The organism is Sphingobium sp. LMC3-1-1.1 (assembly GCF_040676285.1).
In the GTDB taxonomy this organism is placed as follows: domain Bacteria; phylum Pseudomonadota; class Alphaproteobacteria; order Sphingomonadales; family Sphingomonadaceae; genus Sphingobium.
In genome coordinates, this window is record NZ_JBEGHQ010000001.1 from 1,053,093 (window position 1) to 1,071,115 (window position 18,023).

Genomic DNA, 18,023 nt, shown 5'->3' on the forward strand with positions numbered 1-18,023 from the left:
GGGAGCGCAAGCATGAATGCCCGCGCTCCCGAAAGCTGATTGCGCGGGAAAATCCCACTCGCCGTTCAAAGGCCGAGCCGACTCCAGAATTCGTCCGGCTTGAACGGAGCCGCACCTTCGGCTGAACGATTGGCGCGGTTCCAGGAGGAATGCGGGATATGGATCTGCGGGCTGGCGCCGAACGGGCGCTGTCGGCGGGTGCGAATGGCATTCTGGGTCATCGTCTTCTCCTGTCGAGGAGGAACACGAAACCTGGCGTCGTCGCTTCGGTACCGTGCGCTTTAGCCGTTGGTGACGCGGAGCAAGCTGACATCCTTCAAAAGCCGCGGAGCACTGCGCTCGCCATTATCTCTACTTCTATTGTAGATATATGAAAGATAGTTTTGCTTAGGGGCAGTCAAGCGGCAGGTTTCACCGATACCAAGTCCGGCATCCGCCGACGAGTCAGGGCACTATGTTCGAGGATGAAGGTGAAACGCCGATCAGAATGCAACGTTGTAGATGAACCAGCCCACGATCAGCAGGCTCGTCACGACACAAATGCGATCACCAAAAATGTCGATCCGCGACATCATTACCATCCTTCCTTGTTCGAGCGATCTTCGCCGCTTCGTTCACAGAGGATAAACCATCAGCGCGGATAAAGGAACAGGATAAGTGCGGCAAGCTGCGCCATTAGCGCGCCAAAAGGAAAAAACACGGCCTTGAAGGGCCAGAGCCCAACCGGAATGAGGCCGCGCAGCAGGATTTACGGCAATCAGGCTGATTATGGCGCCTAGCGAAAATCCGCGCCGCGATGCTTCAGGAAGGAGCGGGTTGCTTCCTCCGGCCCGCGATAGGCCTCCTGAAACTCCGCGCTCCAATATTTGAGGTCTTCCAGATCGATCCGCGCGCCCGAAACCGCGCAAAGGACGAACTGTCCCGGACGCACGACATCAAAATGCGGCGTGTCGTAATGCAGCACCGCCAATCCCTGAATGTCCGCCATCAGTCGCCCGTCAGGATGCGATCGACAAGCTGCTTCACGGTCGGCACGAACCCGTTGGAATAGAAGGGATCCTGCTTGAACTTATAGGCACCATGGCCGGCGAAGAGCAGGTTCTTGTCAAGGTCGCCGCCATGCACCGCCTCCTGCAGCGACTTCTGGATGCAGAAGCTGCGCGGATCGGCCAGGCGGCCGGTCGAGTTGGTCTCGCTATCCATCCAGCTCGAAAAGGCGCACTGGCTGAGGCAGCCCATGCAATCGGTCTGGTCCTTGCGGATTTCGGCCCTTTCGTCCTCGGTGACGAAGACCAGCGTGTTGTCCGGCGTCTTGAGCGCTGAGGTGAAACCACGCCCCACCCATTCGCGAGCGCGCAGCAGGTCGCCACGCGTCACCCAGAAATTCTTGCCCTTCACGCCTGCATCAAGCTGATGCGTATGGTCGCCCGCCTGTTCGGTGCTGAACGGAATCTGCCGTTCGGAACGGGCTTCAAGCTGGCGCAGAAAGGGGTTGCGCACAGCTGAGCTGTAGAAGCCGGTGGGAGAGAAGCGATGGAGCAGCACGTCGCCGGGTTCGAGCTGCATCAGCCTTTCCTTCCACGCCTGCGGGATCGGGCTTTCCTGCGTCAGCAGCGGCCGGGTGCCGAACTGGAAGGCGATCGCGCCTAGTTCCGGATTGTCGATCCAGTCGTTCCAATCCTTGAGCGCCCACACCCCGCCGGCCATCACGATGGGCACATCGTCGGAAATGCCTCCCTCCCGCATGGTGGCGCGCAGGTCGCGGACGCGAGGATAGGGATCCTGTGGCACCTTGGGATCTTCGGCGTTGGACAGGCCATTATGGCCGCCCGCCAGCCACGGGTCTTCATAGACCACCGCCGCCAGCCATTCCGACGCCTTCGAATAGGCGCGCTTCCAGAGCGCGCGGAAGGCGCGGCCGGAACTGACGATGGGCAGATAGTTGACGCCGTAGGAGGCTGCGATCTCCGACAGCTTGTAGGGCATGCCCGCGCCGCAGGTCACGCCCGCGACCATTCCCCTGGTCTTTTCCAGCACACCGTGGAGGACGCGCTGCGCGCCGCCCATCTCCCACAGCACGTTGATATTGATCGCGCCCTTGCCGCCCGCGATTTCGAAGGCCCGCTTCACCTGTTCGACCGCGCCGTCTATGGCATAGGCGATCAGTTCTTCATGGCGGTCGCGACGGGTGCGGCCGTGATAGATCTGGGGAATGACGTTGCCGAAGCTGTCATAGCTGTCCGCGTTGACGGCCGACACCGTGCCGATGCCGCCGGCGGCCGCCCAGGCGCCGGAACTGGCATGGTTGGAAACGGCCACCCCCTTGCCGCCTTCTACCAAGGGCCAGACTTCCCGGCCGCCGTAAACGATGGGCTTCAACCCCTTGAACAACGCAATCTCCCGCGCAAAAATCCCGTGGCCCCCGACCACATGAACGCCGCCCTATAGCAGCTTTACGGTCAGATGACGAATAGTTGGGCGCGCCCTACCGCAAAATATGGGAGCTGGATAGTGCCTGGCCATAAAGGGCGGCATAGGCATCCACCATCGCCGTTTCGGCGAAATCGCGCCGGGCGCGGTGGCAATTCGCCTCGCCAAGCCGTTGCCGCAGGTCGGCATCGTCGGCGAGCGTGCCGAGCGCGGAGGACAGGGCCGTTTCGTTCGGAACGACGAACGGGCGGTTTTCGGGCGCGACCATGGTCGCGACGTCGCCCACATCGGTAGATGCGACCGGGAGGCCCGCCGCCATCGCCTCCACCAGCGAGATCGGAAATTGCTCGCTGTCGGAAGACAAGGCGAAGATGTCGAACAGACCCATGAAGCGCCAGGGTTCCGGCAGGAACCCGGCCATGCAGATGTCGGCCAGGCCATGATTTCTCGCTTCCGCCAATATGGCCTCGCGCTCTGGCCCCTCCCCCACCACAACCAGTTGAAGCCGGTCGCGATGCGGCGCGACGGCGCGGACGAGGCGACGGATATTCTTGACCGGGCGCAGGCCGGCCACCGTCCCCACCAGCAGCTTGCCGGCCGTCCGGTCGAGGGCTGGAATGGCGTTCGGCAGGGGCGGCAGGGCATAGCGTGCCGTATCTATGCCGTTGCGGATCAGATGGACCTTGCGAGGCGGCTGACGCCACACATCGCGCGCAATGCCGTCGAGCCGGACGGACGGGACAACCAGCGCATGGGCCCGCTGAAGCGCCAGGCGGCGATAGAGGTTGCGCTGAGGCTTGAGTCCGCCCGCCTCATCCGCGTTGAAGCCGTCCTCATGGTGAACCAGCGGCGGGCCGCCATGGATACGCTGCGCCATCACCGCATCCATCGCGCCCCAATTATAGCTGAGGACAAGGTCATAATCCGCAAGGAAAGCCGCAATGGCCCTGAACCGCGCCATGCTCGGCCTGCCGGCCAGCGGTGGCGCCTCCGGGAAATCGACGGGCGTTGCGGGATCGATGGCGTCGCGCGCGCTCATCAATCGGGGCGCGGCGCTGACGATGCTGTGACGGGCGCGATCACCCCAAAGGTTCATCAGGCGCACGGCGCGCGCCTCCTTGCCGCCAAGGGAGAAGCTGCCGTGGACATGCAGCAACCGGGGCGGGCCGTCGATCTGCCGAGACTGCCGCGCGGAGAAACGCTCCATCCAGCTCAAGCCGCTTCAGCCATTCAGGACCCGCTCCAGCAGCCGGTCGATGGCGGCAACGGATTCAGGCTCGTCGAGGACCGGGGCATGACCGACATTGGAGATGACCGCGCACTCCGCGCCGGGGCCGATCTCCTCCACCATTCGGGCGGCAGTGGCGGCGGAAAGCAGGTCGGAGCGCTCGCCGCGCAGCACCAGCGTCGGGATTCCGCGGAAGGCCTGCATGACCGGCCACATGTCGACGCTCGCCTCGCTGCCGGCGACCCGCAGCGGCTCGGCTATGCGCATGTCATAGTCAAGGACGATCCGGCCCGAGCTGTTCAGGCGGTAGAGCCGCTTGGCCATGGCCAGCCATTGGTCGAGGCCATAGCCGGGATAGATGTCGCGATTGGATTCCGCCAATGCGCGGGCGGCGTGAACCCAGCTTGGATGGGACTGGCCGATGCCGACATGGGTGCGGATACGCGCAAGCCCCGCCTCCTCCAGCGTCGGCCCGACATCGTTGAGCAGCGCGCCCGCCAGCCACTCGCGGTGGGTAGCCGCGATCAGCATGGTGATGATGCCGCCCAGCGACGTGCCGATGGCGACGAAGCGGGTGATGCCCAGATCCGCCAGCAGGCGGCTGATGTCCTGCAGATAGGTGAGCGGGACATAGGTCATCGGATCCTTCGCCTGCGCGCTTTCGGCGCGGCCGCGCATGTCGGGGCAGATGAGACGCCATTGTCCGGCAAGGCGCGCGGCGAGAGGCTCGAAATCGCGGGCGTTGCGCGTCAGGCCGGGCAGGCAGAGCAAGGGCGGACGACCGCCATCTCCGCCAGCATAATCGCGATAATGGAGCCTCAGCCCATCGGGGGACCACCAGTATCCGTCGCCATAGCTGCTCAAGCTGCTTGATCCTTCCACCCTGCATCCCCCATATCGCCGCATGCGCCCTGCCCTGCAACCCGCCAAATTCAGCCCCGCGAATGAAATCGCCGCGCTGCAGCCCGATTTCGCCGACCCCGTCGCGGCCGCCGACTTTCCCCAGGCCATCCTGCGTTTCCGCAACGATCGCTGGGCAGATGCGGTGGGCCTGGGCGAGCTGGGCGAGGAGGAATGGCTGGCGCATTTCGGGCAATTCCGGCCTTTGGAGGGATCGCTGCCCCAGCCCTTGGCGCTGCGTTATCATGGGCATCAGTTCCGCGTGTACAATCCCGATATCGGGGACGGCCGCGGCTTCCTGTTCGCGCAACTGCGCGACCGGGCGGGTCGGCTGCTGGACCTGGGCACAAAGGGTTCGGGCCGGACGCCCTACAGCCGCTTCGGCGACGGACGGCTGACGCTGAAGGGCGGCATGCGGGAAATATTGGCGACGGAGATGCTCGAAGCGCTGGGCGTCAACACCTCCAAGACATTTTCCATCATAGAGACGGGCGAGGCGCTGGAGCGCCATGACGAACCCTCCCCCACCCGCGCCGCGGTGATGGTGCGGCTCAGCCACTCGCATATCCGCATCGGGTCATTCCAGCGCGCCGCCTATTTCGACGACAGGGCGCTGCTGGAGCGGCTGGTCGACTATGCGCTGACGAAGCTGTATGGCGAAGTGCCAGGGGACAATCCGCCGGCGCAATTGCTGGGCCGGGTCGTGGAGCGCACGGCCGATCTGGCGGCAAGCTATATGGTGGCGGGCTTCGTCCATGGCGTGCTGAACAGCGACAATATCAATGTGACGGGCGAAAGCTTCGACTATGGCCCGTGGCGGTTCACGCCGCTATGGGAGCCGGGATTCACAGCCGCCTATTTCGACCATGCCGGCCTCTATGCCTTCGGACGGCAGGCGGAGGCGATCCATTGGGACGCGGCGCAGCTTGCCGTATCGCTGCGTCCGCTGGTGGAGGCGGAACCGCTGGTCGAGCAGTTGGAGCGTTTTCCGGCACTCTATGCCGAGGCGATGGCGCGCCGCTTCTGCTGGCGGCTGGGCGTGGAGCCGACGGATGACGCCTCCACCATGATCGAGGCGGCCGTGCGAGGCATGATCGCCAGCCAAAGGCCCATCGACATCTTCTTCCACGACTGGCGCGGCGGCGATCCGCGCGACGGCGCGCCCTATGCCGGGGAAGAATGGGCCGCTTTTCGCGAGGCCATTGCCGGATTTGAGGCAAAGGGGCCGAAGGATCATGGCTATTGGGCCGATCCGCTGCCCTGCTCCATGCATATCGATGAGGTGGAGGCGATCTGGAGCGCCATCGACAGGGATGATGACTGGACGCCGCTGCATGCCAAGGTGGCTGCGATCCGGCGCATGGGCGATGCTTTGGGGGAGGCGCCAAGCGTGCCTTGAGCGGAGCTTCTATCGGGAGCCAGGCTCTTCCCTAAAGCGAAATTAATTGCCATATCGGCAGCATGTCCGCCGCGCTGACTTCGTTCGAACCCGCCACTGGCGAACTTCTGTGGCAGGGGACTGCCAGCGATGTGGCGACGGAGGTTGCCCGCGCCTGTGCCGCCTGGCCCAGATGGGCCGCCCAGCCCATCGCCTATCGCATCGAAACGCTGCGCCGCTTCGTCAATGTCGTGCGCGCCAATGAAGAGGCGCTGGCAGACCTGATCGCGCGCGAGACCGGCAAGCCCCTGTGGGATGCGCGGACCGAAGTGACGGCGGTGATGAACAAGGTCGATATCTCCGTCGCCGCCTTTTCCGAACGCACCGGACAAAGGCGGCTGGAGGCGGCAATGGGCGCTCGCCAGTCCGTGCGGCACAAGCCCCATGGCGTCATGGCGGTGCTGGGACCCTATAATTTCCCGGCGCATCTGCCCAACGGTCACATCGTCCCTGCCCTGCTGGCGGGCAATGCCGTCGTCTTCAAGCCATCGGAAAAGACGCCTGCGGTAGGTGAAATGCTGGTGCGCCTCTACCATGAGGCCGGCGTGCCGGAGGACGCCGTCCGGCTGGTGCTGGGTGGCCCGGATGAGGGCAAGGCGCTGGCCGCCCATCCCGATGTGGGTGGTATCCTCTTCACCGGGTCGGCCCAGACGGGCATTGCGATCAACCGGCAGTTCGCCGCCAATCCGGGCAAGATATTGGCGCTGGAAATGGGCGGGAACAACCCGATCGTCGCCTGGGATACGGCAGACGTCCCCAGCGCCGCGACGCTGATCGTGCAGTCGGCCTTCCTGTCGAGCGGGCAGCGCTGCACCGCGGCGAGCCGGCTGATCGTCAAGGACGAGTTGGCAGACACGCTGGTCGGAGAGGTCAAGAAGCTGGCCGACCGGCTGATCGTCGATCATCCCCATGCCGACCCCGCGCCCTATATAGGCCCGGTGATCGACAATCAGGCGGCCGATCAGCTGACGGAGAGCTTCCTCTACCTGATGAGCAACGGCGGCAAGCCGATCAAGCATATGGTCCGCACGACCAAGGGGCTGCCCTTCGTCACGCCAGCGATCATCGACGTGACCGCCATGGCCGAACGGCCCGACATCGAATTGTTCGGCCCCTTGTTGCAGGTCGTCCGCGTCCCGGATTTCGAATCCGCGATCCGGGAGGCGAACAACACCCGCTACGGCCTGTCCGCGGCTTTGATCGGGGGATCGCCGGAACAATATAACCAGTTCTGGGCCAATATCCGGGCGGGCATCGTCAACTGGAACCGCCCCACCAACGGAGCATCCTCCTCCGCGCCCTTTGGCGGGGTGGGCATTTCCGGGAACCATCGGCCCAGCGCCTATTATGCGGCGGATTATTGCGCCTATCCGGTCGTGTCGGTGGAAATCGAGCAGCCGCGCGCGTCCATCGGCGTCGGCCTGAAGGACATCGACACCAGCACGATGGGCGATTGAGCGTCGGGTCGGGGCGACGGCGTCAGATCGACCCCTCCCAAATTTTCCTTCGCCCTGGCCAATGCATTCTGAATTGAAACCACGGGCCGATTTCGCCATCTGCCCAGCATGGCTGAAACTCCCACTGCCACTGTCACCCTTGTCGGTGCTGGTCCGGGCGATCCGGAACTGTTGACGCTGCGCGCGGCGCGGTTGATCGGCGAGGCCGAGGTGATCGTGCATGACGGGCTGGTTTCCGCCGAGATACTGGCGCTTGCCTCCCCGCAAGCCGAACTGATCTCGGTCGCCAAGCAGCGCAGCCGTCATTCGGTGCCGCAGGACGGGATCAATGCCCTGCTGGTCGAACTGGCGCTCGCCGGGCGCCGGGTCGTCCGGCTGAAGGGCGGCGACCCCTTCATCTTCGGCCGCGGCGGCGAGGAGATGGAGGCATGCCGCGCCGCCGGGGTGCCGGTGGAGATCGTGCCGGGCATCAGCGCCGCCGTCGGCTGTGCCGCGCAGGCGCAGCTGCCCCTCACCCACCGCGCGGCGGCGAGCGCGGTCAGCTTCGTTGCGGGGCAATGCAAGGGGCTGACCGATCAGGATTGGTCGGGCCTGGCCGGCGCTGGGCGCACGCTCGTCATCTATATGGGCGTGGCGACGGCGGCGGACATTGCCGACAAGCTGATCGCCGACGGCGTGTCCCCGGCTATTCCCGTGGCCGTTCTGGAAAACGGCACGCGCGCCGACATGCGGACGCTGCGCACCTTGCTTGCCGATCTGGGCGAGATGGTGGCGCGGGAAAAGGTGAAAAGTCCCGCCCTGATTGTGGTGGGAGAGGTTGCGGCCTATGCGCTGGCGCAAGATGTGCTGGCCGGCTGGGTCGCGCAGGAGACATTTGGGGCGGAGACTGACAAGTGAAGATTTTGACCGGCAATGACCTCGGCACCGGGGACGTGATCTGGTGGGCGGGCGACGGCTGGTCGCGGCAGGTCGGCGATTCCGTCGACGTGAGCGACAAGGGCGAGGATCTGGCCCGCGCGGAGGAAGCCGCGTTGCGGGTCGTGGGCGCCTATGTGATCGATGCGACCGTGACCGGAGAGGGCGTGCGCCCCGCGCATATCAAGGACCGCATCCGCGCCCTGGGGCCGACGGTGCGCCCCGACCTGACGCTGAAACCGAATGACGCCGATGCCGGCAACTGGGTGATCTGAACCATGTATCGTTACGACAGCTACGACCAGTCCATCGTCGACGCCCGCGTCGAGGAATTTCGCGACCAGACCCAGCGCCGTCTGGCCGGGCAACTGACGGAGGACCAGTTCAAGCCGCTGCGGCTGATGAACGGCCTCTATCTCCAGCTTCACGCCTATATGCTGCGCGTTGCCATTCCCTATGGCACGCTGAGCGCCCGCCAGATGCGCAAGCTGGGAGAGATCGCGGCGAAATATGACCGGGGCTACGGCCACTTCACGACGCGGCAGAACCTGCAATATAACTGGATCAAGCTGGCCGACGCGCCGGACATCCTTGCCGAACTGGCGACGGTCGAGATGCATGCCATCCAGACCAGCGGCAATTGCATCCGCAACATCTCTTCCGACCAATATGCCGGGGTGTCGGCGGACGAGGTGGCCGATCCGCGCCCCTGGGCGGAACTGCTGCGCCAATGGTCGACCTTCCATCCCGAATTCACCTACCTGCCGCGCAAGTTCAAGATCGCGGTGATCGCAAGCGAGGAAGACCGTTCCGCCATGCGGCTGCACGACATCGGCCTGAAGCTGGTGTCGCGCGACGGCCGGATCGGTGCGGAGGTCTATGCCGGCGGCGGCATGGGCCGCACCCCGATGGTTGCCCCGCTCATCAGGGATTTCGTGCCCGAGGAGGAGATCGTCTCCTATCTGGAGGCGTGCCTGCGCGTCTATAACCGCTATGGCCGGCGCGACAACAAGTACAAGGCGCGGATCAAGATCCTGGTCCACGAGCTGGGTGTCGAGGAATATAAGCGGCAGGTCGAGGAAGAATTCGCCCATATGCGGACGCTGGGCCTCAACCCGCCGACCGAGGAACTGGACCGCATCCGCGCCTATTTCGCTGGTCCCGCCTATGAAACGGGCCTGGACGACAGCGTCGATCGCAACGATCCGGCCTTTGCCCTGTGGGTGGACCGGCAGGTCGCGGCGCACAAGCAGCCGGGCTATGCCATCGTCAACATCAGCCTGAAGCCGCGCGGCGGCATTCCGGGCGATGCCTCGGCAGAGCAGATCGCCCTGGTGGCGGACCTGGCCGAGCAATATTCGCTCGACGAACTGCGCGTCACCCATGCGCAGAACCTGGTCCTGCCGCATGTGAAGAAGGCGGACCTCCACGCCGTCTGGCAGAAGCTGGACGAGGCCGGGCTGGCGGAGGCCAATCTGGACCTGATCACCGACATCATCGCCTGCCCTGGCCTGGATTATTGCAGCCTTGCCAATGCCCGCTCCATCCCACTGGCGCAGAAGCTGTCGGAACGGTTCGCCGCGGCGGACCGGCAGAAGGAACTGGGCGAGCTGAAGGTCAAGATTTCCGGCTGCATCAATGCCTGCGGCCATCATCATGCCGGCCATATCGGCGTGCTGGGCGTGGACCGGAAGGGCGTGGAGAATTTCCAGCTCTCGCTCGGCGGATCGGGTGCGGAGGATGCAAGCGTCGGGCAGATCACCGGACCCGGCTTTTCGGAGGACGGCGTGGTCGACGCGATCGAGAAGGTCACCAACATCTATCTTGCGCAGCGGGAGGAAGGTGAACGCTTCCTCGACACCTATCGCCGTCTTGGCATGAAGCCCTTCAAGGAGGCGATCTATGGTTGAGTTCCTCTCCTTCCGCGAAGGCGAAGTCGGCCAGGAACCGGCCGTCACGGTCGAATCCTTCACCGGCCAGTCCAATTCGACCGCCGTCCGGATCGAAGCTGGCGAGGATGCCCGCGAATTGCTGCCCCATCTGGACAGGCTGTCGCTGGTGGAGGTGAATTTCCCGGCGTTCGGCGACGGGCGCGGCTATTCGGCGGCGCGGATATTGCGCGAGGCCGGCTATATCGGCGAGCTGCGCGCCGTGGGCGATGTGCTGGTGGACCAGATTGTCGCGATGCGCCGCTGCGGCTTCGACAGCTTCCGGCCCGACAAGGCGCTGGACGATGCCGCCGTGGAGCGCGCGCTCCGCCGTTATGACGATGTCTATCAGAAGACGATCGACGGCCGCCGCCCAGTCTGGGCGAAGCGGCACCCGGAGACTGCAAATGGCTGAACCTGCCCGCAAGCTTGACGTGATCGATGCCCGCCCCGCCTTTACCCAGGCGGATGCGGATGCGCTCAATGCGCGCTTCAGTGGCGTCGACACGCTTTCGATGCTCAGGACCGTCTTTGCCGAGGGGCTGGCGGGGAATGTCGCCGTCGTCTCCTCCTTCGGCACGGAAAGCGCGGTTCTGCTGTCGCTGGTGGCGAAGGCGGACAGGACCGTGCCGGTGATCTTCGTCGACACGCTCAAGATGTTTCGCGAGACGCTGGATTATCGCGAAACGCTGATCAGCACGCTGGGCTTTACCGACAGCCGGACGGTCGTGCCGGATGCGGACGTGCTGGCGAAGAAGGACGAGACGGGCCTGCGCTGGTCCTACGACCCCGATGGCTGCTGCGAGATCCGCAAGGTCGAACCGATGAGCCGCGCGAAAAATGGCCTGGATGCCTGGATTTCCGGACGGAAGGCGTTTCAGTCGGTGACGCGGCAGAACCTGCCCCGTTTCGAGATCGAAGACGGCCGTCTGAAGATCAATCCGCTGGGCGACTGGACGAAGGACGATCTGGAGGCCTATTTCGAGGCGGAAAAGCTGCCGCGCCACCCGCTGGAGGCGCAAGGCTATCTGTCCATCGGTTGCGAACCGTGCACGTCCAAGGTGCTGCCGGGCGAAGACCCGCGCGCTGGCCGCTGGCGTGGTTGGGACAAGGTGGAGTGCGGCATTCACACGCCGGTGACGCCAATCCCCTCCCCCATCGCCGATCCGGACGATCCGGCCAACCAGCCGGTGTTCTGACCGAAAAGGACATCCTGCCCGCGACGCGCATGCCCGGTTGACCTGACAGCCGGGCAGCAACCCCGGAGCCGGCCCCGGAGCGAGCCATCGTCTTATGCCGGAACGGAGACTGATGGCGCGAGCCCTTCAGGCGCGATATGGTCGCCGTTCATGACAGACCGAGCGGAGGACAGGATATGGCCGTCGAGCTGAAGATATTGGCGTGGAGTTGCGTGCTGCTGCTGGTCCACATCTTCGCGGCGGCGCATATCAAGACGCGGCAATATGGCACCAAGTGGAATATGGGTGCGCGGGATGAGGAATTGCCGCCGCTCGATCCCGTCGGTGGGCGGCTGGTGCGGGCGCAGGCGAATTTCCTGGAAACCTATCCCATCGCGATCATCACCCTGATCGGCGTGGTGATCGCGGGGAAAACCAGCGGGATGACGGCGATCGGCGGCTGGCTCTGGCTGGGTGCGCGGGCCGTGTATCTCCCGCTCTACGGCATGGGCGTGCCCGTGGTGCGGACGATCGCCTATCTGGTCAGCATGATCGGGCTCGCGCTGGTCTTTCAGGCCTTCGTTTCGGGCTGAACCATTTTCCTGCGCCCATTTTCCTGCACATCGCGCCGCTATTCATAATCGTCCATGTAGCTGCCCTCCGCCAGATCGGAGAAGCGGGTGATCTTCGCATCGAACTTCATGCGGATGCGCCCGGTCGAGCCATGGCGCTGCTTGGCGATGATCACTTCGGCAAGGCCGTAGATGCGCTCCATCTCCTGCGCCCATTCCAGATGCTCGGAACTCTCCTTGTTCCCCGGCTCCTTCGCGGCGACATAATAATCCTCGCGGAACACGAACCAGACCATGTCCGCGTCCTGTTCGATGGAGCCTGATTCGCGAAGGTCGGACAATTGGGGCCGTTTGTCCTCGCGCTGTTCGACGGCGCGGCTGAGCTGGGACAGCGCCAGAACCGGGCAGTTGAGTTCCTTGGCCAAGGTTTTGAGGCCGCGGGAAATTTCCGAAATTTCGTTGACGCGATTGTCGCCCTTACCCGTGCCCTGGAGCAGTTGGAGATAGTCGACCACGACGAAACCAATGTCATGCCGCCGCTTCAAACGGCGGGCGCGCGTGCGCAGCGCGGCGATGGTCAGGCCAGGCGTGTCGTCGATGAACAGCGGCAATTCCTGCAACTCGCGCGCTGCCCGCGAAAGATTCTGGAAGTCTGACCGGCTGATCTTGCCCATGCGCAGCGCTTCGCCGCTGATCCCCGACTGTTCCGCCAGCACGCGCGTGGCGAGCTGGTCGGCGGACATTTCCAGGCTGAAAAAGGCGGTCTTCGCGCCCATATTCTTTTCCGGCGAAATGCCGTCCGCATTGTCGCGCAGCCAGCGCGAGGCGGCATTATAGGCGATATTGGTCGCCAGCGATGTCTTGCCCATGCCCGGACGACCCGCAAGGATCATGAGATCCGAATTGTGCATGCCGCCGATCTTTTCGTTCAGGCTGTTGATGCCGGTGGTGATGCCGGACACATGCCCGCCACTGTTGAGCGCCCGCTCCGCGATCTGGACCGCCATAGTCGTGGCGGTGGCGAAGCTCTTGACCGAGCCGGTTTCCCCCTCCCCTTCGGAAACCTTGTAAAGGGCGACCTCAGCCTGCTCGATCTGTTCGCGTGGATTCACGTCCTCGCTGGTGTCGAGAGCGCTTTCAACCAGTTCGCGCCCGACATGGACAAGTTGGCGCAGCAGGGCGAGGTCATAGATCTGCGCCGCGAAGTCGCGCGCACCCAGCAACGCGGCGCCATTGCCCGTCAATTGCGCCAGATAGCCGACACCGCCCAGTTCCTTGAGCGCCGGATCCTGCTCCAGCATCGGTTTCAGCGTCACGGGGTTGGCGACCATGTCGCGTTCGACCAGCCGCATCACCGCTTCGTAGATGCGGCCGTGCAAGGGCTCGAAAAAATGCTCTGGCTTCAGCTTGAGCTGCACATCCTCGGCAATGCGGTTGTCGATCATGAGCGCGCCCAGCAGCGCGGCCTCCGCCTCGACGTTGCGCGGGAGTTCGGTGATGCCGGTTTCTGCGGCGGGGTTGATTTGCACGAGTTCGACCATTGCCCCCTCATCGCTTCGCTGACGGCGGCGCGCAAGGTCCGACATTGAAACGATTGGGAAAAGCTGTGGACAACCCGGCGCCCTGCTTTTCCCGGTTGCATTTCCCTGTGCTCCGCCGCACTGACCATAGCGTTCATGGCCGATCCGCGCATCATCGATATCACGCTCGACGAGCGGACGATCCTCTGGCGCAATGCCGATGTGGAGCAGGAGCGGCGCATCGCCATCTTCGACCTGCTGGAGGATAATTATTTCGAGCCGCAGCGCAGCCATGAGGACGGCTATGCCGGCCCCTACAAGGTGCATCTGCGCGTCGAGGAAGGCCGGCTGGTCATAGAGATACGCCGTGAAAATGGCGACCCGCTGGAGGCGATCATTCTGAGCCTTGGGCGGTTCCGCCGCCCGATCCGCGATTATTTCGCGATCTGCGACAGCTATTACCAGGCGATCAGCAATGCTTCACCGCAACAGATCGAAACGGTGGACATGGCACGCCGGGGCATCCACAATGCCGCCGCCGAGACACTGATCGAGCGGCTGGACGGCAAGATCAAGGTCGACTTCGACACGGCCCGTCGCCTGTTCACGCTGATCTGCGTCCTGCATATCAAGGGGTAAGGGGCATCCGTATCATCAGCGCCGGCCATTTCATGGTTCGTTTCTGCCTGCTTCTTGCCGTCCTGGGCCTGATGGCGCTGGGCGGATGGCTCTACGCGCGCGAATGGGCCCCCGATCGGGAGGCGTTCCCGACGCAGGGCGTGTCGGTATCATCGGACAATGGCTCGATCGACTGGGGCACGCTGGCGGCGCAGGGAACCGATTTCGCCTATATCCGCGCCTCGCGCGGCGGGCGCTTTCGCGATCCGGCGTTCGAGGCGAACTGGGCCGCAGCGCGCGCGGCAGGGATGCGCTATGGCGCTGCGCTCGATTTCAGCCTCTGCGCCAGTGCCTCGGAACAGGCCACCGGCTTCATGGCCATGGTGCCGCGCGACAATGCCGCCCTGCCGCCGGTCATCAGGCTGGCGTTCGAGCCGGGCTGCCGCGCCCGGCCGGGGCAGGATGCAGTGCTTTCGGAACTGAACACGCTCATCAACCTGATCGAAAGTCATGCGGGCACGCCGGTCCTGCTGAATGTCAGCGACGATTTCGATGCCCGATATGCCATTGCATCGGGGATCAACCGGACTTTGTGGCTGGACCGCAATTTCTTCGCGCCCGATAGCGGGAAGCGCAGATGGGTGATGTGGACAGCCAATGATATGCGGCATATCGACGGCATCGACGGTCCGGTGCGATGGGATGTGATGGCACGATGAATGCGACGGAAAAGCTGATCGAGGCGGCAAGGGAAGCGATGCGCCATGCGCATGCGCCCTATAGCCGCTTCGCCGTCGGCGCGGCGGTGCGGCTGACCGACGGGCAGGTCGTGACCGGCTGCAATTTCGAGAATGCGAGTTACGGCCTGTCACTATGCGCCGAAACGGTGGCGCTGGCGGCGGCGAATGCCCAGGGCCGCCTTGCCGATGTCGAGGCGATCGCGGTCGTGGGCGGCGCCATGGGCGCGGACGGCGTCGCATCGGGCGAGGCCATCGTCACCCCCTGCGGCCGATGCCGCCAGGTCATGAACGAAGCCGAGCAGATGGCCGGGCGGACGCTCGCCATCTATTGCGCTGCACCGGAAGGAGACGCGCTGGTCGAACATCGCGTCGCCGACCTTCTGCCCCTTGCCTTCGGTCCTGCCGATTTGGGCATCACCCCCGGAAAGAGCTGAACAGCCATGTCGATATTGTCGGATAAGTGGATTCGCGAACAGGCGCAAAACAACGCCATGATCGAGCCGTTCGTGGAGAGCCAGCGGCGCGACGGCTGCATCAGCTATGGCCTTTCCTCCTACGGCTATGATGCGCGGGTGGCGGACGAGTTCAAGATCTTCACCAATGTCGACAGCGCCGTGGTCGATCCCAAGGATTTCGCCGCCAACAGCTTCGTCGACCGCAAGACCGACGTCTGCATCATCCCGCCGAACAGCTTCGCGCTGGCCCGCACGGTCGAATATTTTCGCGTGCCCCGCGACGTGCTGGTGATCTGCCTTGGCAAATCCACCTATGCGCGGTGCGGCATCATCGTGAACGTGACACCGCTGGAACCCGGCTGGGAAGGGCATGTCACGCTGGAATTTTCCAACACGACGCCGCTTCCCGCCAAGATCTACGCCAATGAGGGCGCGTGCCAGTTCCTGTTCCTCAAGGGCAACGAACCGTGCGAGACCAGCTATGCCGACCGGGCGGGCAAATATATGGGCCAGCAGGGCGTGACATTGCCGCGCCTGTAACGCTGTGCGACATTGGCGGCATGATGTGTGAGGCAGGCCCGCCATGCTGATCCCCTTCCGCAGGCGGAAGGCGCCGGACGACGCGCCCTCCCCCAGCGTGGGCCCGGACAGGCGCGTCTATGCCATAGGTGACGTTCACGGCCGCGACGACCTTTTTGCCCAATTGCTCGACAGGATCGCGCTGGACGAGGCGGACAGACGCCCTTTGCCCCGGCTGCTGATCCTGCTGGGCGATCTGGTCGACCGGGGACCGCAGTCGCGGCAAGTGGTCGAACGGGCGATGAACCTGGCGCATGCGGGCGAGGACGTCCATTTCCTCAAGGGCAATCATGAGGAAATGTTCGTGGCGGCGGCACGCGGAAATGTGCGGGCCGCCGCCCCCTTCCGTCGTTATGGCGGGGTGGAGACGCTGGCAAGCTACGGCCTGGAGCCGGGGCAGAGCGCCGGGATGGACGACGAGGCGATCGCGCAATGGATGCTGGCGCATGTCCCCCGCGATCATGTCGATTTTCTCGACGCTTTCCCCGATATGCTGCCGCTTGGCGACTATCTCTTCGTACATGCCGGGGTTCGGCCGCGGATCGCCCTCGACGCGCAGATTGCCGCCGATCTGCGATGGATCAGGGGCGATTTCCTGAACCATCGCCACCATTTCGGCAAGATGATCGTTCATGGCCACAGCATCAGCGACGATGTGGACGCGCAGCCCAACCGGATCGGCATCGACACCGGCGCCTTCCGCAGCGGCCTGTTGACCGCCATCGGGCTGGAAAAGGACAGACGCTGGTTTCTGCAGACCGGGGCCTGACCAGCTTTCCCGGCCTGTCCTATTGCCAGCGCCTGGCCTTGGCCGCTTTCTCCTGCGCGGCATCGAGGGGGGAGCCATCCATCAGGGCATCGACAGTCGCCATGAGGCGCGCATCGCCCGAAGACGCTTGCCGATAGGCAGTCTCCTGCCCCGAACCCGGCACAAGCTGCTGCACTTGCCAGCCCTGCTCCTGGCGACAGGCGACGCCCGAAATGGCCTGCCCTTCGAAGCTGCGGCACCAGCCGCCGCCCTTGCGCCGGAAGCTGAGGCCGATGCGAATCGGCGCGCTGTCCTGAGCGGAAGCCAGTTGGGTTTCAAGCGCTGATGCCAGTTCGCCCTGCGCGACCATGGTGCCCTGCTCCACCGCGACCGGACTGTCGCCGCCGCCGCCAGAAAAATGTCCGATGCCAAGACCCAGCAACAGGCTCGCGGCAATCGCGCCGCCCGTCATCCAGGCGTGCCGCCGCGCCGCCACCGGACGAGCGAGAGGGACGACCTTCGCCTCCGCCTGCAACAAGGCCCGCATCGCAGCCGGCACAGGCTCGGCCTCGATCGGCGCATAATGATCCGCCAACCGCTCCCGCAGGCGGACATGCATATCCAGCCGGGCCGCCAAAGCCGGGTCTTCCGCCACCGCACGCTCGATGCGCCGCCGGCTCACCTCGTCCAGTTCGCCATCCACCAGGGCGATCAGCATGGTTTCGTCGATATCCGTCATGCCGCTTCCCCCAGCAGTTCGATGAGCGCGCCGCGCCCGCGTACCAGCCGCGACGTCAACGTGCCCATCGGAATGTCCAGCACCTCCGCCGCCTCCTTGTAGGACAGCCCCTCCACCAGTACGAGCGCGATCGCCTCCCGCTGTTCGTCGGGGAGGCTGCGCATGGCGCGGTCGACGTCGGACAGCATGACATGCGCCTCCACATCCCGGTCGCCCGCATGGCCGACATGCTCGCCGGCCTCCTCCGGCGCGAAGGTGCGGGCGGCGCGCTGCCGGGAGCGGCCCTCGTCGATCCAGAGATTGCGCATGATCCGATACATCCAGCTATCCAGTCTTGTCCCCGGCTGCCATTGATCGCGTGCCCGGAGCGCCTTTTCCAACGCCGCCTGGCAAAGATCGTCCGCATCGGCGCGGTCCCGCGACAGGCTGGCGGCAAAGCGGCGCAGCCGGGGCAGGATCGCCAACAGATCGCTTTCGAACGACATCCGGTCTCCATTCAGCTTCCTGAAGGATGAAACGACCATCGCCGCACGTTTCATCCCTGAGCACGGAACTTGTATCGGAAATTTTTTCGCGAT

21 protein-coding genes are annotated in these 18,023 nt (G+C 64.5%); 13 read left to right on the top strand and 8 right to left on the bottom strand.

Translation table 11 applies throughout. The features are described 5' to 3' along the window. Positions 1 to 65: 65 nt before the first annotated feature. From MRBLMC3_RS05235 to MRBLMC3_RS05255, 5 genes are all read right to left on the bottom strand, one after another. The gene (locus MRBLMC3_RS05235) at positions 66 to 221 is read right to left on the bottom strand and encodes a hypothetical protein (protein WP_166666310.1); all 156 of its coding nucleotides are present in this window, start codon (positions 219 to 221) and stop codon (positions 66 to 68) included. Positions 222 to 775: 554 nt separating this feature from the next. After that, positions 776 to 988: a DUF2093 domain-containing protein gene (locus tag MRBLMC3_RS05240; RefSeq protein WP_133652316.1), complete on the bottom strand. Its 213-nt coding sequence runs from the start codon at positions 986 to 988 to the stop codon at positions 776 to 778. Beyond that, complete coding sequence (locus tag MRBLMC3_RS05245) at positions 988 to 2,391, bottom strand: NAD(P)H-dependent flavin oxidoreductase (RefSeq protein WP_363735355.1); 1,404 nt, start codon at positions 2,389 to 2,391, stop codon at positions 988 to 990. The genes MRBLMC3_RS05240 and MRBLMC3_RS05245 overlap by 1 nt, the downstream gene beginning before the upstream one ends. Before the next feature lie 94 nt (positions 2,392 to 2,485). Further along, complete coding sequence (locus tag MRBLMC3_RS05250; RefSeq protein ID WP_363826369.1) at positions 2,486 to 3,637, bottom strand: glycosyltransferase family 4 protein; 1,152 nt, start codon at positions 3,635 to 3,637, stop codon at positions 2,486 to 2,488. 15 nt (positions 3,638 to 3,652) lie between these two features. Further along, positions 3,653 to 4,522 (bottom strand): alpha/beta fold hydrolase, encoded by an 870-nt coding sequence (locus MRBLMC3_RS05255; protein WP_363826372.1) that lies wholly within the window; start codon positions 4,520 to 4,522, stop codon positions 3,653 to 3,655. A gap of 40 nt (positions 4,523 to 4,562) precedes the next feature. Between MRBLMC3_RS05255 and MRBLMC3_RS05260 the strand changes: the two genes are divergently transcribed. From MRBLMC3_RS05260 to MRBLMC3_RS05295, 8 genes are all read left to right on the top strand, one after another. Beyond that, entirely contained in the window at positions 4,563 to 5,957 is a 1,395-nt protein-coding gene (locus MRBLMC3_RS05260) for a protein adenylyltransferase SelO family protein (protein ID WP_363826374.1), read from the top strand. Between the two features lie 62 nt (positions 5,958 to 6,019). Next, the gene (astD, locus tag MRBLMC3_RS05265; RefSeq protein WP_363826377.1) at positions 6,020 to 7,453 is read left to right on the top strand and encodes a succinylglutamate-semialdehyde dehydrogenase; all 1,434 of its coding nucleotides are present in this window, start codon (positions 6,020 to 6,022) and stop codon (positions 7,451 to 7,453) included. A 108-nt stretch (positions 7,454 to 7,561) separates the two neighbouring features. Continuing rightward, positions 7,562 to 8,350, top strand: a complete 789-nt coding sequence (gene cobA / locus MRBLMC3_RS05270; protein ID WP_363755016.1) for a uroporphyrinogen-III C-methyltransferase — start codon at positions 7,562 to 7,564, stop codon at positions 8,348 to 8,350. Continuing rightward, positions 8,347 to 8,643, top strand: coding sequence for a DUF2849 domain-containing protein (locus MRBLMC3_RS05275; RefSeq protein ID WP_133652322.1), 297 nt, complete (start codon positions 8,347 to 8,349; stop codon positions 8,641 to 8,643). The genes cobA and MRBLMC3_RS05275 overlap by 4 nt, the downstream gene beginning before the upstream one ends. A 3-nt stretch (positions 8,644 to 8,646) precedes the next feature. Continuing rightward, positions 8,647 to 10,278: a nitrite/sulfite reductase gene (locus MRBLMC3_RS05280; RefSeq protein ID WP_363755018.1), complete on the top strand. Its 1,632-nt coding sequence runs from the start codon at positions 8,647 to 8,649 to the stop codon at positions 10,276 to 10,278. Further along, entirely contained in the window at positions 10,271 to 10,711 is a 441-nt protein-coding gene (locus tag MRBLMC3_RS05285; RefSeq protein WP_363734494.1) for a DUF934 domain-containing protein, read from the top strand. The genes MRBLMC3_RS05280 and MRBLMC3_RS05285 overlap by 8 nt, the downstream gene beginning before the upstream one ends. Beyond that, positions 10,704 to 11,495: a phosphoadenylyl-sulfate reductase gene (locus MRBLMC3_RS05290; protein ID WP_133652325.1), complete on the top strand. Its 792-nt coding sequence runs from the start codon at positions 10,704 to 10,706 to the stop codon at positions 11,493 to 11,495. The genes MRBLMC3_RS05285 and MRBLMC3_RS05290 overlap by 8 nt, the downstream gene beginning before the upstream one ends. A 176-nt stretch (positions 11,496 to 11,671) precedes the next feature. Beyond that, a complete protein-coding gene (locus MRBLMC3_RS05295; RefSeq protein WP_133652326.1) occupies positions 11,672 to 12,067 on the top strand; it encodes an MAPEG family protein in 396 nt (131 codons plus the stop codon). 38 nt (positions 12,068 to 12,105) lie between these two features. Here MRBLMC3_RS05295 and MRBLMC3_RS05300 read toward each other — a convergent pair whose 3' ends face one another. After that, positions 12,106 to 13,587, bottom strand: a complete 1,482-nt coding sequence (locus MRBLMC3_RS05300; RefSeq protein WP_363734492.1) for a replicative DNA helicase — start codon at positions 13,585 to 13,587, stop codon at positions 12,106 to 12,108. Between the two features lie 135 nt (positions 13,588 to 13,722). Between MRBLMC3_RS05300 and MRBLMC3_RS05305 the strand changes: the two genes are divergently transcribed. The 5 genes from MRBLMC3_RS05305 to MRBLMC3_RS05325 are packed head-to-tail and all read left to right on the top strand — an operon-like array spanning position 13,723 to position 16,727. Continuing rightward, positions 13,723 to 14,205, top strand: a complete 483-nt coding sequence (locus tag MRBLMC3_RS05305; RefSeq protein WP_025549400.1) for a UPF0262 family protein — start codon at positions 13,723 to 13,725, stop codon at positions 14,203 to 14,205. A gap of 32 nt (positions 14,206 to 14,237) precedes the next feature. Beyond that, the gene (locus MRBLMC3_RS05310; RefSeq protein ID WP_363826380.1) at positions 14,238 to 14,903 is read left to right on the top strand and encodes a glycoside hydrolase family 25 protein; all 666 of its coding nucleotides are present in this window, start codon (positions 14,238 to 14,240) and stop codon (positions 14,901 to 14,903) included. Continuing rightward, entirely contained in the window at positions 14,900 to 15,358 is a 459-nt protein-coding gene (locus tag MRBLMC3_RS05315; protein WP_363826383.1) for a cytidine deaminase, read from the top strand. The genes MRBLMC3_RS05310 and MRBLMC3_RS05315 overlap by 4 nt, the downstream gene beginning before the upstream one ends. Before the next feature lie 6 nt (positions 15,359 to 15,364). Further along, positions 15,365 to 15,919 carry a dCTP deaminase gene (gene dcd, locus MRBLMC3_RS05320; protein WP_133652330.1) on the top strand — a complete coding sequence of 185 codons (555 nt, stop codon included), beginning with the start codon at positions 15,365 to 15,367 and terminating at the stop codon, positions 15,917 to 15,919. 43 nt (positions 15,920 to 15,962) lie between these two features. After that, positions 15,963 to 16,727: a metallophosphoesterase gene (locus MRBLMC3_RS05325; protein WP_363826386.1), complete on the top strand. Its 765-nt coding sequence runs from the start codon at positions 15,963 to 15,965 to the stop codon at positions 16,725 to 16,727. A gap of 19 nt (positions 16,728 to 16,746) precedes the next feature. Here MRBLMC3_RS05325 and MRBLMC3_RS05330 read toward each other — a convergent pair whose 3' ends face one another. Next, positions 16,747 to 17,445, bottom strand: coding sequence for an anti-sigma factor family protein (locus MRBLMC3_RS05330; protein WP_363826389.1), 699 nt, complete (start codon positions 17,443 to 17,445; stop codon positions 16,747 to 16,749). Continuing rightward, complete coding sequence (locus MRBLMC3_RS05335; RefSeq protein WP_363755029.1) at positions 17,442 to 17,930, bottom strand: RNA polymerase sigma factor; 489 nt, start codon at positions 17,928 to 17,930, stop codon at positions 17,442 to 17,444. Before MRBLMC3_RS05335 ends, MRBLMC3_RS05330 begins: the two co-directional genes overlap by 4 nt. Positions 17,931 to 18,023: the final 93 nt, after the last annotated feature.

Coding starts and splice junctions, on each gene's coding strand:
- MRBLMC3_RS05235 (WP_166666310.1), bottom strand. CDS start 221: ATGACCCAGAATGCCATTCGCACCCGCCGACAGCGCCCGTTCGGCGCC.
- MRBLMC3_RS05240 (WP_133652316.1), bottom strand. CDS start 988: ATGGCGGACATTCAGGGATTGGCGGTGCTGCATTACGACACGCCGCAT.
- MRBLMC3_RS05250 (WP_363826369.1), bottom strand. CDS start 3,637: ATGGAGCGTTTCTCCGCGCGGCAGTCTCGGCAGATCGACGGCCCGCCC.
- MRBLMC3_RS05260 (WP_363826374.1), top strand. CDS start 4,563: ATGCGCCCTGCCCTGCAACCCGCCAAATTCAGCCCCGCGAATGAAATC.
- astD (WP_363826377.1), top strand. CDS start 6,020: ATGTCCGCCGCGCTGACTTCGTTCGAACCCGCCACTGGCGAACTTCTG.
- cobA (WP_363755016.1), top strand. CDS start 7,562: ATGGCTGAAACTCCCACTGCCACTGTCACCCTTGTCGGTGCTGGTCCG.
- MRBLMC3_RS05280 (WP_363755018.1), top strand. CDS start 8,647: ATGTATCGTTACGACAGCTACGACCAGTCCATCGTCGACGCCCGCGTC.
- MRBLMC3_RS05285 (WP_363734494.1), top strand. CDS start 10,271: ATGGTTGAGTTCCTCTCCTTCCGCGAAGGCGAAGTCGGCCAGGAACCG.
- MRBLMC3_RS05290 (WP_133652325.1), top strand. CDS start 10,704: ATGGCTGAACCTGCCCGCAAGCTTGACGTGATCGATGCCCGCCCCGCC.
- MRBLMC3_RS05295 (WP_133652326.1), top strand. CDS start 11,672: ATGGCCGTCGAGCTGAAGATATTGGCGTGGAGTTGCGTGCTGCTGCTG.
- MRBLMC3_RS05300 (WP_363734492.1), bottom strand. CDS start 13,587: ATGGTCGAACTCGTGCAAATCAACCCCGCCGCAGAAACCGGCATCACC.
- MRBLMC3_RS05305 (WP_025549400.1), top strand. CDS start 13,723: ATGGCCGATCCGCGCATCATCGATATCACGCTCGACGAGCGGACGATC.
- MRBLMC3_RS05310 (WP_363826380.1), top strand. CDS start 14,238: ATGGTTCGTTTCTGCCTGCTTCTTGCCGTCCTGGGCCTGATGGCGCTG.
- MRBLMC3_RS05315 (WP_363826383.1), top strand. CDS start 14,900: ATGAATGCGACGGAAAAGCTGATCGAGGCGGCAAGGGAAGCGATGCGC.
- dcd (WP_133652330.1), top strand. CDS start 15,365: ATGTCGATATTGTCGGATAAGTGGATTCGCGAACAGGCGCAAAACAAC.
- MRBLMC3_RS05325 (WP_363826386.1), top strand. CDS start 15,963: ATGCTGATCCCCTTCCGCAGGCGGAAGGCGCCGGACGACGCGCCCTCC.
- MRBLMC3_RS05330 (WP_363826389.1), bottom strand. CDS start 17,445: ATGACGGATATCGACGAAACCATGCTGATCGCCCTGGTGGATGGCGAA.
- MRBLMC3_RS05335 (WP_363755029.1), bottom strand. CDS start 17,930: ATGTCGTTCGAAAGCGATCTGTTGGCGATCCTGCCCCGGCTGCGCCGC.